Source organism: Novosphingobium sp. (assembly GCF_965214355.1).
Lineage (GTDB): Bacteria > Pseudomonadota > Alphaproteobacteria > Sphingomonadales > Sphingomonadaceae > Novosphingobium.
This window is the reverse complement of the sequence record NZ_CBDCBI010000002.1, coordinates 735140-752048: the sequence shown is the minus strand read 5'-3', so window position 1 is coordinate 752048 and position 16909 is coordinate 735140. Positions and strand designations below refer to the sequence as shown.

The window sequence follows — 16909 nt, the reverse complement described above, 5'->3', positions numbered from 1 at the left end:
TGCAAAAACGGCAATCGTGACCGGTGCGGCCTCCGCTACCAAAAATCAGTCTGCCAGCACATGCCGATGATTGAAAAACCCCTGATTTCCGTTAGTTTATGGACATTCGTTGGTTGTCAGCGAATGCCTTTATCTGCCCGCAGCCGCGGAAGATGGGGGCCTATTTTGGGGGCCCTGAGAAGCCCCCGCAGAATCGAGGCCCCCAATGGCGCTGACCGATACCGCGATCCGAAATGCCAAGCCCAAGGAAAAGCCCTACAAGGTCACTGACTCACTGGGCCTTTATCTCCTGGTCAATCCGAGGGGCAGAAAGCTCTCAGCAACCCCGGTTTCTCACTTTTCTGCTTGCAGATGGTCAAGACGCAGTTCGATAGAACAGCTCCTTACCGCCGCCCTGGGTCGTCTTGAGGTTAGCGAAATGTCGGGCAAGCAGCGGTGCTACTCGTGAACGAGACATCGCACCAACATGCGTTTCTGAAACACCAGCGCACTTGTTCCTGCGCGTCCGACCGTGGCGCTTAGCAAATTTACCGGAAGTTGATGTTATCCGACTTGCGCGTGAGACGAGATAGCGCGCTCGTACAAACCCAGTACACACCTCTTTTGTGAATTATAATTTTCGGCTTATTATCAGTATTTTAGAAGATTTCGTCAGTTCCCTTCACACGGGTGGGGTCGCAGGTTCAATCCCTGCCGCGCCCACCATTCCAGAGCGGTGGCGTATGGTTTGCCTGGCAATCAGGCGTCGGGCAGCGCGCGATACGCAAAGTTTTCGAAGCGGGCGTGTCCGGGGCCGGTGGCAAACAGCGCCGGGCGCAAACTGGCGAGATCGTCCACGGTGTTGGCCTGATAGCCCGAGGTTTCGCTGCGCAAGCCATGGCGGGTCCATTGGCGGCGGTCGGTGCTGTAATAGAATTCCACCAGGTTGCGCCGGTTGACGATGCGCAAATGCAGGGTCCGCACCGCCGGCGCCGGCTCCTGCCAATAGCTCGCCTTGCCGCCGCGCCAGGTGGTCATCCGCGTGCCGTCGTGGCCCATGCCCAGAAACAGGCGATCGTTGTAGAACAACAGCAGGCCCGCCTGGCATTCGCCGACGGTGGTCATGGTCACGGTGATTTCATAGGCGGGGTCGCCCACCATCTGCGTCAGCGGGGAACTGTCCTGCGGGCCGGTGCCCTTGCCCGACAGCGCCAGGCCGGTGGGGCCGAACGTCGCGCGCCGTGCTTCTGCCGGGGCGGCGGCATAGAACGCCCAGCGGACGCCCAGTGAATTGTGCGCAAAGTCATCGGATCCGGCGATGCCATGCGGGCCGCCCGGGCGGCCGGTGGGCATCGGCAGCGGCCGCGACAGATCGCCGCCGAGCGCGCGCGGCCAGCCATCCGGCCCCCAGGCAAACGGTTCGAGCAGCGTCTGCCGGCCGAGCGTGCGCAGGCCGTTTTCATAGCCGTGATAGACCAGATACCACTGGCCGCCCGGGCCCTCGACCGCCGTCGCATGGCCACGCGACCACCACGGTTCGCCAGCGTCCGCCGTATGCACGATCGGGTTGTTCGGCGCATTGTCCCACGGCCCGTCGATCGAACGCGAGCGTGCGACGATCACCATGTGTCCCGTCGGCGGGCCGCCGGTGCCGCCCACCGCGCTGAACAGATAGAACCAGCCGTCGTGCCGCATCAGCTTGGGCCCTTCGAGCGCGTAGGCCTCGGTTATCCAGTCGTCCGGATAGTGCCAGCCGTCATAGACCTTTTCGATCGGGCCCGCTGTCTGCAGCCCGTCATCGCTAAGGCGCACGCGGCTGACGCCCGATAGAAACAGATAGCGGTGGCCGTCCTCGCCGACGATATGGCACGGGTCGATATAGCCCCCCACGCCCAGATCGACCGGTGCGCTCCACGGCCCGGCAATCGTGTCGGCGTGGATGACATAGACATTGGCCCAGCTTTTCAGCCCTTGCGACCACGGCGCGCGCATGAACGGAATATAGATGTAATAGCGCCCGGCGTGCCGCACCAGATCGCAGGCAAAGACCGTGCCCAGCGGCTTGTCGAGCGCGGTTCCGACCGGCGTCCAGTTCACGAGATCGTTCGACCGCCAGATCAGCAGGCCCGGCGCCGCGTCGAACGAGGAATGCGTCATGTACCAGTGTTCGCCATCGCGCAGGATGGTGGGATCGGGATGGTCGCCGGCCAGCACCGGGTTGCGATACGATCCGTTGCCAAGATCCGCGCGGCGTTGCCCTTCCTCGCCGGCCCGCCATTGCGGCACAGGCGCGGCTTTGCCGGGTGGCGGCGCCGCGGCGGGCGTGTTGCCGAGCAGCGACAGCGCCGATCCGGTCAGTGCGCCTTTCAGAGCGTCTCTGCGTGTGGTCATGTGCGATCTCCAGAACGGGTTCGGCCGCGCGCGCCGGCCGGCTGCGTGCGCATCGGTGCGGTGTCGCTATGCGCCAAGCGCGACCCAGCCCGCGCGGGTGCGGCTGGCGGCGACGGCGGTCGCGATGAAGGTCATACCGCGCAGGCCTTGCGCAATGCCGGGCAGCAACGGCGCGGGCTCGCCGCGCAGACAAGCGGCAAAATCGCGATAGATATTGGCAAATGCTTCGAAATAGCCCTCGGGATGGCCGGCTGGCGTCCGGGTGCGCGATGATGCGTCGAGGCCAAGCTGCGGTCCGCCCGCGTGAATGATTTCAGTGCGCCCGTCGGGCGTGTGCAGCGTCAGCGTGTTGGGCGTTTCCTGCTGCCACACCAGCCCGCCACGCTCGCCATAGACGCGGATACGCAGCCCGTTCATTTCTCCGATCTCGATCTGCGACGCCAGCAGCACGCCGCGCGCGCCCTGCGCCGTGCCGTTGTCGAGCCGCAGCAGCACGGTGCAATCGTCGTCGAGCAGCCGACCCGGCACCACTGCGCCAAGATCGGCCATGATGTCGGTCACGTGCAGCCCGGTCACGAATTCGGCGAGCTGAAAGGCATGCACGCCGATATCGGCGATACACCCGCCCTCGCCCGCGCGCGCCGGATCGACGCGCCATTCGGCCTGCTTGCCGACGGCTTCGCCCGCCAGCCAGCCTTGCGGATATTCGACGACGACCTTGCGGATCGTGCCAAGGGCCCCCGCCAGGATCCGGGCACGCGCTTCGCGCACCAGCGGGTAGCCCGAATAGGTGTAAGTCAGCGCATAGGGCAGGCCGATCCGCGCAATGATCGCGGCCAGGTCGTGCGCTTCGCCCAGCGTTGCGGTCATCGGTTTGTCGCTGATCACCGGCAGCCCTGCCTCCAGCGCGGCGCGAGCAGCCGGCAGGTGGTGGTGGTTGGGGCTGACGATCGCAACGAAATCGATCCCGTCGTCACGCGCGCGCTCGGCGGCAAGCATCGTCGCCAGATCGGCATAGGCGCGTGCCGGATCGATGCGATAGCTGTCACCCGCCGCGCGCGATCGCGCCGCATCGCTGGAAAACGCGCCCGCCACCAGCTCGATCTCGCGATCGAGTTCGGCGGCGATGCGATGCACCGGGCCGATGAACGACCCCGGGCCGCCGCCGATCATGCCCATCCGCAGACGCCGGTTGGTGATGGCGATCATGCCGCTACACCCCGCACGGTCAGCCGGTTCTGCACAAACCACGCGTTGAGCAGCGTGCTGGTTGCCGGCACCGGGCTCTGGTCGCTTTCGACGACCACCCAGCCGCGATAATCGTGCGCCACCAGCGCGGCATGGACTGCGGCGATGTCGACGATGCCGTCCTCATCGCCCAGTTCGGTATACCACCGCGTGATCTTGCGCGCGCCGCCGCCGGCCAGCAGGAATTTTTCGGGAAACGGCAGTTTGTATTCGTCCAGCGTGTCGCGATACAGCGCGTTTTTGAGCTGCACATGGCAGATCCGGTCGGCAAAGCGTTCGACCATCGCCGCCGGGTCGATCCCCATGATCGCGGCATCGGCGGTATCGAGCGACAGGCCGACTGTGGCCGGATCGCACTGGTCGAGCAGCAGCGCGATATCGTCGGCACTGCGCGCCATGGTCACGCAATCGAAGTTGAGCGCAACGCGCACGCCGTGTTCCGCAGCCATTGCGCCGACCGCGTTCCAGCATGCGGCGGCCGTGGCCATGGCTTCGGGCGTAACCGCAGTATCTGCCGCCCAGTTGGGCAGCGCGCGCACCACCAGCGTGTCACCGCCAAGCGCGGGCAACAGCGCGGCATACTGGACCAGCGTGGCGAGGATGCGCGGATGGTCGGCAGGCTTGAGCACGGAAAGGCCGAACGCGCCTTCCTCGAAAATCGGCTCGGCGGGATTGAACAGGAAACTGGACACCGCAGCGATGCCGCATTGCGCAAGCGCGTCTTTCAACCCTGCGACCGAACCGTAGAATTTCTCGATCCAGTCCTTGCGGCCCAAAGGTTCCCACCGGCCCGAGCCGCAGGGAATCTCGACCGCATCGAACCCGCCGACAGCGACAGTCTTGAACGCGCGTGCGTGCTCTTCGCGCAGCACGAAGCGGTCGTGGCCGTTGTTCCATTGGTTGAGCGCATAGCTCCAGCGCATGGTCATGGGTTCGCCCTCAGGAATAAATCGGAGAAAGTACGTTGCGGGCATACCACATAGCCAACGCCGTGCTTTCGGGATAGCTGCCGCCGCCGATGTCCGCCTTGTCGTGCTCGACGCCGATCCAGCCCTTGTACCCGTGCTCCTTGAGCGCTGTCATCAGCGCGGGAAAATCGACCAGGCCGCCGGGCGTGCCCATTTCCCAGAACCAGCGCGACGTAGTGGTCGCGACCAGTTCCGGATCGGGATTGGAACGATAATCCTCCACAAGATCGACGTGTCTGGTATCCTTCAGGTGAAATCCGTTCACGCGGTCTTGGTATTGCCGGTACAGCGCCACCGGGTCGACGCCGGCGATCACATGCTGCGCGGTATCGATGTACAAGTGCACCAGTTGCGGATCGGTCAGCGCATAGAACTGGTCGATCTCGTCCTGGCTGCGCAAGCCGCACCAGAATTCGTGATGGCAACCCAGCTTCATCCCGTGACGCGCCGCCATGGCGCCGGCCTTGTTCCACAGATCGGCCAGGACCTTGATCCGGTCGGGATCGACCGGCTCGGTATCGGCATAGCTGTGCGCGGGCATGACGATCAGGTTTTCGATGCCCAGCCCGTCGGCCTGGCTGACGAAATGTTCCAGCATGCCCAGCACGCGCGGCTGATGTTCGGGATTGTGGACCTGCATTCCGGGCGATGCCTGCGGCTGGCACCAGAACAAGTCGACGATTTTCTCCAGGCCGCGCTCCACCAGGAAATCCTGGTAATTGCGCATCGAGCCGAACATCGCCGACACCGCCATCAGGTTCCACGCAAACATGCCGATACCGGTGAAGCCGACCGCCGACAGCTGCTTGATGAACCGGTCCATTTCGCGGCGCGACGCGAACTGGTTGATCGGCCCCTGCGGCGATTCGGTCCGCCAGTGATCGGCGTATTGCCACTTGATATTGGTCAAGACCTGTTCCCGATGATCAAATTCTGTAGCCGGGTGGGCGCTTCGTCCGCCCGCTTACTTACCCGATTTCCCAACCGTATTCACGCAACCGCATTCCAGCTGTTGCAAAGCCTTAGAATTGGAATATGATTCTAGATATCGCTTGCGGTTGTGCTGTCAAGCACCGTTGAGCGATGGCAGCAAGATTAAGCGGGCCGGCTACGAGACCGGGATCATCGAGGATAACCGGAATATGGACCTGCCACTGGGCCCTCGATGGATGTCTGCCGATACGCAAACGGCCCGGGGGGATCGTGCGCGCGCGGTCAGCGAGCCGGAGTGCCTCCATCTGCAGCGCGACAGGCATGTCGCGGACGCGGCGATTGAGTTGCGTATGACAATGATGGATAATGCCCGACAATGAAGCACCCGTCACCGCAGGCCGCATCATCAGACCCCGATCCGGATTTCCCCAAACCGGCCGATGCCAAACCGGCGGGCGCCGTTTCGCGCGCGCCCAGCCAGCCGCGCAGTGTCGCGTCGCAGCAACGGATGATCGCCGCGGCGCGTCAATTCATGCTCGAACGCGGCAGCGAGGATTTCACGCTGCAAGAGGTCAGCCACATCGGCAAAGTGTCGATCGGTTCGATCTATCACCGCTTCGACAGCAAGGAAAATCTGGTCCGCGCGGTGCTCGCGGCCGAACTGGCACGCATGGCCAGCGCTGAACGCGACATGATCATCGCAACTGCCGCCAGATCGCGTTCGTTGCGCGAATACGTGCCCGGTTATGTCGCAGCCTATGCGGAAATCCTGCGCGAACATTCGCTGATGATGCGGCTGGCGATGAAGCGCGCCAGCTTCGACGTCGAGGTTTCCGGATCAGGCGAGCAGCTCGAGTTGCAGGCGGCCGACCAGTCGACCAAGGCGCTGATGGGTTTTCGCGACGAGATTTTCGGAAATGCCGAGACCAAGGCGCGCATCGCGTTTCAGGTGATCTTTGCAACCGTCGCGCGCCGGCTCAGCCTCGATACGCAGGACCGGGTCGCGACCAACCAGCACTGGGATCTGCTGATCGGGGAGCTGAGCGCGATGACGCTGAGTTACCTGGTCAGCCAGCCGCTGCCCGAAAGCTGACGTCTCACTACGCCTGAAGCGTCACCGCACGGCCGCGCAAGTCTTCGAGCGCGCGGCCGCGCCTTCAACGATCCAGCCGCTCGCGGCGTTCGGGCAGGCCCTGCGCACCGTCGCCGCGAAAAGTTGGCGGCACGCCTTTTTATCGTCGCCGAACGGTAGCATTTGGCGTAGATAGTGTGTGTGCGGGTGGGACTGCAGGAGTAAGACTGTTGGCGACGCACCCACTCGATGCGACCCCATCGAACCCACCCAGGACAGGCCGGTCGTTCGATCATAAAATCCATCCCGCCGGCGTTGCCGGGTTTCTCGCCGTCCTGCTGGGCGGCCTTGTCTATGCCGGCATCAGCATTGCCATGGATACCAACCATGTCGGGGAACCGCTGGCGATCGGCGCATTCCTGTTTCTGGGCCTGGCGCTGCTGATCGCGCTGGGCTTCGAATTCGTCAACGGCTTCCACGATACCGCCAATGCCGTGGCGACGGTCATCTACACCAATTCGCTGGCGCCGGTGTTTGCGGTAATCTGGTCGGGCGCGTGGAACTTCATCGGCGTGGTGATTTCGACGGGTGCTGTCGCCTATTCGATCATTACGCTGCTGCCGGTAGACCTGATTCTGGGGGTCGGATCGGCCGGTGGCTATGCGATGATTTTCGCGCTGCTGATCGCGGCGGTGGCATGGAATCTGGGAACCTGGTGGTTCGGCCTGCCCAACAGTTCCAGCCATGCGCTGATCGGCTCGATCCTGGGCGTCGGTCTTGCCAACCAGCTGATGGCGACGGGCCCGGGCGGCGCAGCGGGCGTGCAGTGGGATCAGGCGGAAAGCGTGCTGCTGGCCCTGCTCTTCAGCCCGGTGATCGGTTTTGTCGGCGCGGCATTGTTGCTGTGGGCGATGAAGCGCGTGATCCCCAACAAGGCGCTGTATCAGGAGCCAAAGGCCGACACGCCGCCGCCCTGGCCGATCCGCGCGCTGCTGGTGTTCACCTGCACGGCCGTGTCGTTTGCGCATGGCGGCAACGACGGGCAGAAAGGCATGGGGCTGATCATGCTGATCCTGATCGGCGTGGCACCGACGGCCTATGCGCTCAACCGCACGATGCCCGACAGTTCGACCCCGGCGTTCATCCAGGCGGCGGGCGCGGCACAGAGCGTGTTCCGCGCCAAAGTCGCAACCGCGCCGGTGGTCACACAGGACCAGGCGCGGGCAACGCTGGAAAATGCGTTGCGCACGCGTAACGCCGATACGCCGCAAGTCTATGCGGCGCTCGATGCCAGCACGTCCGATATCTCGAAAGAGCTGAAGAATTATGGCTCGATCCGCCATGTGCCCGCGGCGGCAACCAAGAATCTGCGCAACGAAATGTACGTCGTGTACGGCACGCTCCAGATGCTGACCAAAGATGCCGACAAGGCGAAAGCCGCCTATCCCGGTGGCGGGGACGCAAAGCTGAAAGCCTATCGGGACCTGCTGGAAAAAGGCACGCGGTTCATTCCGATCTGGGTGAAAGTGGCCGTTGCGCTGGCGCTGGGACTGGGCACGATGGTGGGGTGGAAGCGGATCGTGGTCACCGTGGGCGAAAAGATCGGCAAGACGCACCTGACCTATGGCATGGGCGCCGCGGCCGAACTGGTCGCGGCGAGCACCATCCTGCTCGCCCAAGTCAAGGGCATGCCGGTTTCGACCACGCATATCCTGTCGAGCGGCGTTGCCGGGACGATGGTGGCCGATGGCGCCGGGCTGCAGGCGAGCACCGTGCGCAATATCGCCATGGCCTGGGTGTTGACGCTCCCTGCGGCCATGGCGATCGCGGGGCTGCTTTATGCGCTGTTCATCACCGTCGTGCGCAGCATGGGGCTCGGCTGACCGGCGGGGTAAAACAGCGAAGGCCAAGGAACACCGCCCGCGCCGAAAGCTTGTACAGACACACCAGTCGGAGCCAGGGCCATGACCAGGACACCCCCTAAAAGCGGCGATCGCGTAAGCTGGAAAAGCCATGCCGGCGAAGCGCACGGCAAAGTCTTGAAAAAGATCACCGAGCCGACCACGATCAAGGGCCACAAAGTCGCCGCTTCGCCCGACAATCCCGAGTTCATCGTCGAAACCGACAAGGGCAAGCGCGCAGCCCACAAGGCGGATGCGCTGTCCAGGGAATGACAAATGGCTGCGGAATCGAGCGTGTGTGTGACCGCGATAACCGCGGTGATTGCCCCGGTCTAGCCGGAACGCACGCAAGCATGGGGCGTATTCGGCTAAGGCCGTGGAGGCCGCGCGCTATACCAAGGCGATTGCACGGCGGGTTCGGGAGGCAGAGTTTTAGGCAATCGCCAAATGAAAACGCCGCCAGCCTTTCGACCAGCGGCGCTCCCAAGATTGAATTGATCGATCAGGCGTAGCTGACAGTCGTCCGCACATTCGAACGCTTGCGCATGGCGAAGCCGATCATGCCGAAGCCAATGAGCAGCATCGCCCAAGTTGCCGGTTCGGGGACAGCGCCGGTGACCGAGACATTGTCGATAAAGCCATCAACACTGTTGGTAGGTTGCCCTGCGAGTGTGAATGACACCGAAGTGGGGGCGCCTGTTCCGACAAACGAGCCTGTCAGGGTGCTAAAATCTGAATCAAGATTGCTACCGCCAGACGCCGATACGGTGGTGTAGGGATTGCTGCCGATCTTGTAGGTGAAGGTCTGCGAGCCACCGAATGCACCAACGTCGAAGCTATATTGGTACGTCGCACCACTTACCGTGTTAAAGCTCTGAGAAAGCGTGCTTACATTGGCACGGTCGCCAGCTCCGAATGCCGCAAACGTATTGGAGGGATCTGAGCTACTTCCCCCAGCACCGTTAATGTAGTCTTGGCCAGTCAGCGCCAAAATGTCATTTCCGCCGGTTGGGGCGACCGTCCAGCCGGACAACCCACTGCTGAACGAGCCATTCGAGATAAGCTGCGCCGCCATAGCTGGGGAAGCGATCGATGTTGCTGCTGCTGCTGCAATGACAAAAAATTTCATTAATCGAATCCTCAGATCAACAGTCTTTTCGTAACAAGCAGGCTTCGTGCCAATCGCTCAATTCAGTCGTTTTTTGTAACCGAATTTAAACTATGTAAGCGTGGGCGACAGCTGGCACGCGGATTGGTCTCCTGCCGAATCGTTCTGCATTCGTTCTCATGCGCCGATGGGAAGCAAGCGCCTCGACTCGATAAGCGACTACTCGCGCCACGGCTTCAATCTGCGCTTAGTCTGCCAAGGGTGCGGACGCGCGGCGGTGCTCTATAGTCTGGCGCCCAGCCTGGCGCGATCGAAGGCGGGCAAGAGCCGGGATATGGGGGCGGTGCAGCGCTACCCGAAATGCCGGGCTGGTGGATCGCGGGACGTGAAGTGCGCGCCGATCGAACGGCCAACGGAATGACCGAACAGCGTCTGGCCTACCTGATCATCGGTCGTGACGGGCCGCCTTTCCGCGATGAGCACGGCACTGAGTTTACCTTCGCGAGCCGAGCCGTTTTGCATCACTTTGATTGAGAAGTGACGAAGCACCGAATCAACGAGATTGCCGGGTGCGCTCAATGGGTTACCGCCTGCGAGGACTCGCGTACGGTGTGCTTGATTTTTGATTTGAGGTAAATCACCCGGCAAGCTGGCCTGCACTGCTTCAGGGAAACGGAAAATCTATCCGGCCGGGAATGCAGGGCATTTTGACCCCTGTTTTAAGGGATACCGCGTAGGCCACCAAATAAGTCATTGAAAAATGGTGCACCCGACTGGATTCGAACCAGTGACCCCTGCCTTCGGAGGGCAGTACTCTATCCAGCTGAGCTACGGGTGCAGGCCGGATCGCGCAGTTAGCAGCAAACGGGAATGGCTGCCAGCATTTTTGGGTTTGCCGCGCGCGTTGCAAAGCAGGCTTGGCATGTTGCCGATTTGTTCTTATGGTGCGGCATGGACAATGCGTTGAACGTGGTGCCGCAGATCGGCGAAATTCAGTCGCGCCAAGCGGTGATGGTCGCGCGCGGGATTGCGCGGCTGTTTGCGCGCAACGACATCTGGTGCGTGCCCGAAATGATGCTGAAGGGCGGACGGCGGGCCGATCTGATGGGGATCGATGCGCGCGGGCAGGTGATCATCGTCGAGATCAAGGTGAGCAAGGCCGATCTGCTGGGCGATGCCAAGTGGCCCGATTATCTCGATCACTGCGACCGGTTCTACTGGGGCCTGGCCGCGCATCTTGATCGCGCGGTGATGGAAACCGAGGTGTTCCGGCCCGGTGATTGCGGGATTATCGTGGCCGATGGTTATGACGCCGAAATCCTGCGGCCGGCGCCGCTGGTGCCGATGGCTGCCGCGCGGCGCAAGGTCGAGGTGGAACGGCTGGCGCGTGCGGCGTTGCGGCGGTTGACGGTGTTGGCCGATCCGGCTTGTGCGCCGCGCGGCGAGGATTTCTAGGGCTTTACCAGTCCGAGCAATTGCGCGCCTTGCCACAGGCCGAGTGCGATCAGCAACAGGGCCGCCGCAAGCCGTATCTGGGCGATCGGCACACGGCGGGTGATTTCGCGGCCGAACAGCACGGCGGGGATATTGACCAGCATCATGCCCGCAGTCGTGCCTGCCGCAACGGCCAGCGTATCGTGAAACCGCGCGCCAAGCCCGATCGTTGCGATCTGCGTCTTGTCGCCCATCTCGACGAGGAAAAACGTGATCAGCGTTGTCAGGAATACGCCCCTGCCGGCGCGCGGAACGTCCTCGTCGGCATCGAGCTTGTCGGGGACCAGCGTCCAGATCCCGGTCGCGATAAAGCCGATCGCCACGGCCGCGCGAAACCACAGGCTGTCGAGCAGCGAGGCCGCTTCCGATCCGATCAGTGCGGCCAGCGCATGGTTGGCCAGCGTCGCCACGAAAATCCCCGCGATTACCAGCCAGGGGCGATTGAAACGGGTGACCAGCACGATCGCCAGCAACTGCGTCCTGTCGCCGATTTCAGCGAGCGCGACCACTGCGGCGGAGGTAAGAAATGCAGGAAAGAGAATGGGGCAAATCCCGGCAGCGCCGGCACAGGCCGCCGGCTGTATGTTGCCCTGCACAAATTTTATTGCTTTCGAAAGCAATATTGTTTAAAGCCTCCCTTGCAAGGACGGCATCGACCCATTTGATGCAGGCCCGGGCAGCGTGAGATCCACCTGATCCATTCAGCAGTGATCCGCCCCGGCTTCGCGTTCCCGGCACCCGTTTGCTTCCCATTCACGCGAGGGTCGCTCCACGAACCTTGGGGCTATTTTCGCCGTTGGGGTTCACCCCGCGTCCGCGCCTTTTGCGCCGGACGCCCAGCCCATTTGATGTGAAAGACTATCCATGTCCTATTTTTCCGACCTCGGCCTCGCCGAGCCCATCCTGCGCGCGCTTGAAGCCAAGGGCTACACCGATCCTACCCCGATCCAGCGCCAGGCCATTCCTGCGCTGATGGAAGGGCGCGATCTGCTCGGCATCGCGCAGACCGGCACCGGCAAGACCGCCGCATTCGCGCTACCTTCGCTGCACCGCCTGGCCGCCGACCCCACGCCGCGCAAGCCGGCCGCATGCCGGATGCTGGTGCTGTCGCCGACCCGCGAACTGGCGGCGCAAATTGCCGAAAACATGGAAGGCTATGCCAAGTACCTGAACCTGCAAGTCGACTGCGTGTTCGGCGGCGTGCCGATCAACAAGCAGGCGCGGCGCCTGGTCGCCGGCACCGATGTGCTGGTGGCAACGCCGGGCCGCCTGCTCGATCTGATCGACAACCGCGCGCTGACGCTCGGCCGGGTCGAAATCTTCGTGCTCGATGAAGCCGACCAGATGATGGACCTTGGCTTTATCCATGCGCTGCGCCGCGTGGCGAACATGCTGCCCAACAAGCGCCAGAGCCTGTTCTTTTCGGCCACGATGCCGCGTTCGATCGAAGACCTCGGCCGCCAGTTCATCAAGGACCCGGTGCGCGTCGAAGTCGCGCCGCAGGCGACCACGGCCGAGCGCGTCGAACAGTATGTGACATTCGTCAACCAGGCCGAAAAGCAGGGCCTGCTGACCTTGCGCATCCGCGCGCTGCTTGCCGACCAGACGCTCGACCGCAGCCTGGTATTCAGCCGCACCAAGCATGGCGCCGACCGCATCGCGCGCCACCTGGTGGCCGCGGGCATCGATGCCCGCGCGATCCATGGCAACAAGTCGCAGGCGCAGCGCACCGCCGCGCTCGATGCGTTCCGCGCCGGCACCTGCCGCGTGCTGGTGGCCACCGACATCGCCGCGCGCGGGATCGACGTTGCCGGCGTCAGCCATGTGTTCAATTTCGAACTGCCCAATGTGCCCGAACAGTATGTCCACCGCATCGGCCGCACGGCGCGTGCGGGCGCCAACGGCATCGCGATCAGTTTCTGCGCGCCGGACGAAAAGACCTATCTGCGCGACATCCAGCGCCTGACCCAGATCAACCTCGACCCGATGTCGCTGCCCGGCGATTTCCTGGTCGAAGCGGCCAAGCTGCCCCAGCCGGCACGTCACACCGAAAGCGATGACCGCGGCCATGGCCGCGGCGGCGATCGCCGCGGCAGCGGCCAGCCGCGCGGCGGCAATAGCGGTCACGGGGGCCAACGCAACGGCGGCGGCGGCAAGACCGGCGGCGGCGCAGGCGCCGGTGACGGCGAAGCCAAACGCCGCTTCCGCCCGCGCGGCGCGCCGGGCGTCGGCCAGCACCGCAGCAAAGTGACGCGCGTCAACTGATCGCGGCACCGAAGTAAAATCAGCCGGCCCGGAGGAAACTCCGGGTCGGCTTTTTCTTGCACGTCTTACCCCTTCTCCTTCAGGGGAGGGGCTGGGGTGGGCTCTTGGCTGTATTCCACGCCAAAGGACGCAACCAATTACGCTGCCAGCCGGTGCGACGTGGAACCACCGGAATCGCCCCACTAGCGGCCCTTAAGCTTTTTTCAGACATCGCCTCTAATCATACGATTAAGGCATCCCACGGTCATCCGAAGATCGTCCTGATTGCAACAATATTCGTCGATCTTCCCGTAGGCCTGATATTTCGAAATGTTGAAGCCTTCTTCAATATCATTATACCAAATCACGCTTCTACCTATTAACCCCACAGCCCAGAAGCCTTCCCCTTGGGAACCATACGGCTCTTGCTCCCATTTCTCGGGTATGATTGAGACATGTTCCCACAATCTCTTTTCAGTGGTGCTCATGTCGACTTGGGCTTCATTTATAATTTCACGGATCTCTTCTGCTGATATTGGCGCCCAGTCCATTCCATCCTCGTGCGTGGTAGCGTCCATGTTCGCACTATGTGCCCGCTATAGGTTAAATGGCAATGGCCGCTTTCCTCCACTTTCCGCCGTTCCAGTGCCTCGGAGTCGTGCCGTGGCCGCAAAGGCAGCTAACGGCCCAAACTACGCCGTTCTTCCATCACTGTCGTCGTCGGGATTGCGGACATTGTCGTTTTGGCGATAGGCTTCTCCCATGCAGCCAATTCCCCGCTTTCACGATGGCAATGTGACCGGACTGCGTCTTCGAGATGGGGCCGCGACGATATATCTTCGGGACGTGAGCGGCTCCGATTTTGAACTTCTTCTCGAAGGTCTGGAGGCGCTGCATGTTGAGGATTTTCGTGAGGGCAACATCATACTTGTCGCCGAGGTCGTTACGGGACGCGCACCTGATGCGGACACCGATTTCGACAGCCTTTTCACTCCGCCTCATCCCTCCGCAGATGCTAAGTATCACGACGCACATGCGCTCCAATTGAAACGGCAGATTGCGCGCATTGAAAGCGGCGAAGTCAGTTTGGTAATGATCGTTCCATCTTATGGCGCAGATTTGTTGGCGACTTGCCGTGAGGTGATCTGCCGCCCAGCATGACGGCTATCGCCCAGTTGCGGACGTTCCCCGTTTGCGTATTCTTGGGTTTACATGCAAAGTTGATATATGAGGGATCGAGGGCTGGCAGAGCGAGCGCGACGAGCACGTGAGGCGCACAGCGAAGTGACCGCCGCCTTTTTACAGGTAAAGCACAGGAAAGATGAGGCTGACCCCCGTACCAAGCGGTGGCTCGAAGCATTGAAATGTTTCGCGGTAGCAATGGAAAATGTTCTTCCGCCCGCGCTGGCGGAATATGTCGTGGGAATTCGGCCAATTTCCTAAGTTCATACCAGTGAAATTCTTGAACTGCTTGATCCTGATATATTGTTCTTTAGGTCAGGATATATAAAACAGACTGTTCTTCGGGATATTAAACGACGCCATCTGTCTCCGGCTGAATGGCAAGCTTTGCAGGGTATACTGCTGAAGCTTGTTAGAAATCGAGATTGCCGAGAATTTCGTATATATTGCAATGCCGCAGCAGCCGTCGATGATGAGAATTTTCGAAGCAACCTAAATTCTATCGTTTGCTCAAGCGACAAAGCAGCTCGCCGACGAGCGCAATGGATGTTGGCATCAATGGATCAGGCGACACGTATCAAAGAGAGCAGGCTGAAGCCGTGAGAAAACATGCGGCCCTGACCGTGCCAGTCATCTCACCGTCATTTCAACTCAGCGCGATTTGTGGAGCGGCAGCTAGCCGAGCCGACGCGCTGAGACCGATAGCCGCCGTTGGTTCAGGTCGGGCGCGAAGGGCAGCTTTTAGGTATTTTGGATAAAAAGGTGTCTGTCAGGACACGCCCCAAGAGCGGACGCAACAGCACTGGGCGTACGCCGTATCAGCCATCTCGCCCCAGAGCTTGCGACACTAAGCCCTCTTGTGCAGGGTGCTTCGTATGATAAAACTCTGGTTGTTCGTAATAGCGCTCGTGTTGATCGGCATCAGTTTGGCAGCCATTTCGTTTGATTGGCAGCCAATCAGTTCAGTGCAATCTAAGGCGAAGACGCCAAAAGCAACTACGCCCGACAAAGATGAGATCGTTCGGCTCCAATATCTTGCTAATCACGCCTGCAACTGTGAAGTATCGATCAAAACTGACGATAGCACAAATTGTTGGCGAGAATATGAATCCGCTGTGTCCAAGTACGCGGTGACAGAATCCGGCACAGCGTGCGACCCTATCTCAGAGACAAAGGACTGCTTTGGCAATGGCCTCGACGATCGACTTTGTGTGTCTAGAGGTTTTGATGTGGCTGGCGTTCCCTCGAATGTTAAGGGGAAAGTCTGCAGCGCTGCGGAAGCGCAGGCTGTCGAGGCAGCAGGTTCTGCGGCTTACAGACGTGCAAAAGGCACCAATTCCAACGATCCACATGCTGCTGAACGGACATCTGATAATGCCATGGCCGAGGCTATTCTTGAGATCAGAGCTAAAAAGCTGCATCCAATAACCGGCACAGAGAAAATTTGTGGATAAGCCCAATTCGTGTCCGGTGTCCGCAATCTTGGGGAGTTCCGGGGACAGTTTATTCAATTGGGGGAGTTCCGGGGACAGTTTATTCAATTGGGAGGCGATCACCTGCGATGGCATCTGACCGGCGCTAAATACATATACTGTCCCGGGAACTCCCCTGTCCCGGGAACTCCCTGTCCCGGGAACTCCATTGTCCCGCGAACTCCAAGCGATTGCTGGAAATCCAGCGACAGCACTAAATTGACCTGACGTCCGCTTCCCTCCACTTCCCGCCATTCAAGCTAGCGGCGAATTGCCCTCGCTGCCTTGCATAAGCGCTGGCGAGTGGGGATAGGCCCCACCCCAACCCCTCCCCTGAAGGGGAGGGGCTTTGAGGAGCGCGCGCTGTGGCGTATGGGGGGCCTCCGTTTGCAAAGGCGATGCCATGTCGGTTCTGATCCTGTTTTCCTTGCTCGGCGCATCACCCCCGGCGTTTGACATCGCAAACCGTACGGTCGCTGCGACCTTCCACGCAGAGGGCGTCCAGATCTACGAATGCAAACCGGGCACCAACGGCCTTGCCTGGACCTTTCGCGAACCGGTCGCCGCGCTGTTCGAGGATGGCAAGACCGTTGGCCGCCATTTCGCCGGCCCGCGCTGGGAATTGGACGACGGAAGCCTGATCAAGGGCAAGATCGCCCAGACTGCGCCCGGCGCGACCCCCGCAGACGTGTCGTGGCTGAAACTCGATGTGGCGCAGAACGCCAACACCGGACGCCTGGCGTCGGTTACGGCAGTTTACCGCATCAACACGCGCGGCGGCGCGCTGCAAGGCCCATGCTCTATGCCCGGTCAACTTCAATCAGCGCCATATACCGCAGACTATGTCTTCGTCCGGTAAGGCGCACGCGTAAACGCCCAAATGACATCTGGGCATCGCGCACCACACTTGCCATAAG

General features: G+C 61.5%; 15 protein-coding genes and 1 tRNA gene. 8 read left to right on the top strand and 8 right to left on the bottom strand.

The window, feature by feature from the left end; translation table 11 throughout:
• Positions 1-738: 738 nt before the first annotated feature.
• From ACOOE2_RS04170 to ACOOE2_RS04155, 4 genes are all read right to left on the bottom strand, one after another.
• The gene (locus ACOOE2_RS04170) at positions 739-2370 is read right to left on the bottom strand and encodes a family 43 glycosylhydrolase (protein WP_420381764.1); all 1632 of its coding nucleotides are present in this window, start codon (positions 2368-2370) and stop codon (positions 739-741) included.
• Positions 2371-2436: 66 nt separating this feature from the next.
• Positions 2437-3579 (bottom strand): Gfo/Idh/MocA family protein, encoded by a 1143-nt coding sequence (locus ACOOE2_RS04165; RefSeq protein ID WP_420381763.1) that lies wholly within the window; start codon positions 3577-3579, stop codon positions 2437-2439.
• The gene (locus ACOOE2_RS04160; RefSeq protein WP_420381762.1) at positions 3576-4547 is read right to left on the bottom strand and encodes a sugar phosphate isomerase/epimerase family protein; all 972 of its coding nucleotides are present in this window, start codon (positions 4545-4547) and stop codon (positions 3576-3578) included. Before ACOOE2_RS04160 ends, ACOOE2_RS04165 begins: the two co-directional genes overlap by 4 nt.
• A 10-nt stretch (positions 4548-4557) precedes the next feature.
• Entirely contained in the window at positions 4558-5496 is a 939-nt protein-coding gene (locus tag ACOOE2_RS04155; RefSeq protein ID WP_420381761.1) for a sugar phosphate isomerase/epimerase family protein, read from the bottom strand.
• Between the two features lie 399 nt (positions 5497-5895).
• Between ACOOE2_RS04155 and ACOOE2_RS04150 the strand changes: the two genes are divergently transcribed.
• The 3 genes from ACOOE2_RS04150 to ACOOE2_RS04140 all read left to right on the top strand — a co-directional run bounded on the left by ACOOE2_RS04150 (position 5896) and on the right by ACOOE2_RS04140 (position 8765).
• Positions 5896-6612: a TetR/AcrR family transcriptional regulator gene (locus tag ACOOE2_RS04150; protein WP_420381760.1), complete on the top strand. Its 717-nt coding sequence runs from the start codon at positions 5896-5898 to the stop codon at positions 6610-6612.
• Positions 6613-6821: 209 nt separating this feature from the next.
• Positions 6822-8474: an inorganic phosphate transporter gene (locus ACOOE2_RS04145; RefSeq protein WP_420381759.1), complete on the top strand. Its 1653-nt coding sequence runs from the start codon at positions 6822-6824 to the stop codon at positions 8472-8474.
• An 81-nt stretch (positions 8475-8555) separates the two neighbouring features.
• Positions 8556-8765 (top strand): DUF2945 domain-containing protein, encoded by a 210-nt coding sequence (locus ACOOE2_RS04140; protein ID WP_420381758.1) that lies wholly within the window; start codon positions 8556-8558, stop codon positions 8763-8765.
• 229 nt (positions 8766-8994) lie between these two features.
• Here ACOOE2_RS04140 and ACOOE2_RS04135 read toward each other — a convergent pair whose 3' ends face one another.
• Both ACOOE2_RS04135 and ACOOE2_RS04130 read right to left on the bottom strand, forming a co-directional pair.
• Positions 8995-9621: a PEPxxWA-CTERM sorting domain-containing protein gene (locus tag ACOOE2_RS04135; RefSeq protein ID WP_420381757.1), complete on the bottom strand. Its 627-nt coding sequence runs from the start codon at positions 9619-9621 to the stop codon at positions 8995-8997.
• A gap of 740 nt (positions 9622-10361) precedes the next feature.
• A tRNA-Arg gene (locus ACOOE2_RS04130) sits at positions 10362-10438 on the bottom strand.
• A 32-nt stretch (positions 10439-10470) separates the two neighbouring features.
• Here ACOOE2_RS04130 and ACOOE2_RS04125 point away from each other — a divergent pair.
• Positions 10471-11055 (top strand): MmcB family DNA repair protein, encoded by a 585-nt coding sequence (locus ACOOE2_RS04125; protein ID WP_420381756.1) that lies wholly within the window; start codon positions 10471-10473, stop codon positions 11053-11055.
• Here the strand turns inward: ACOOE2_RS04125 and ACOOE2_RS04120 are convergent.
• Positions 11052-11636: a TMEM165/GDT1 family protein gene (locus tag ACOOE2_RS04120; protein ID WP_420384553.1), complete on the bottom strand. Its 585-nt coding sequence runs from the start codon at positions 11634-11636 to the stop codon at positions 11052-11054. The genes ACOOE2_RS04125 and ACOOE2_RS04120 overlap by 4 nt on opposite strands.
• Positions 11637-11958: 322 nt before the next feature.
• On the opposite strand from ACOOE2_RS04120, the gene ACOOE2_RS04115 reads away from it, so the two are divergent.
• Positions 11959-13359, top strand: coding sequence for a DEAD/DEAH box helicase (locus ACOOE2_RS04115; RefSeq protein ID WP_420381755.1), 1401 nt, complete (start codon positions 11959-11961; stop codon positions 13357-13359).
• A gap of 203 nt (positions 13360-13562) precedes the next feature.
• Here the strand turns inward: ACOOE2_RS04115 and ACOOE2_RS04110 are convergent, their stop codons facing one another.
• Positions 13563-13916: a hypothetical protein gene (locus ACOOE2_RS04110; protein WP_420381754.1), complete on the bottom strand. Its 354-nt coding sequence runs from the start codon at positions 13914-13916 to the stop codon at positions 13563-13565.
• Positions 13917-14100: 184 nt separating this feature from the next.
• Here ACOOE2_RS04110 and ACOOE2_RS04105 point away from each other — a divergent pair, with 184 nt between their 5' ends.
• The 3 genes from ACOOE2_RS04105 to ACOOE2_RS04095 all read left to right on the top strand — a co-directional run bounded on the left by ACOOE2_RS04105 (position 14101) and on the right by ACOOE2_RS04095 (position 16851).
• Entirely contained in the window at positions 14101-14499 is a 399-nt protein-coding gene (locus tag ACOOE2_RS04105) for a hypothetical protein (RefSeq protein ID WP_420381753.1), read from the top strand.
• 896 nt (positions 14500-15395) lie between these two features.
• Positions 15396-15974 carry a hypothetical protein gene (locus tag ACOOE2_RS04100; RefSeq protein ID WP_420381752.1) on the top strand — a complete coding sequence of 193 codons (579 nt, stop codon included), beginning with the start codon at positions 15396-15398 and terminating at the stop codon, positions 15972-15974.
• Between the two features lie 421 nt (positions 15975-16395).
• Complete coding sequence (locus ACOOE2_RS04095) at positions 16396-16851, top strand: DUF3455 domain-containing protein (protein ID WP_420381751.1); 456 nt, start codon at positions 16396-16398, stop codon at positions 16849-16851.
• The last annotated feature ends 58 nt before the right edge of the window (positions 16852-16909 follow it).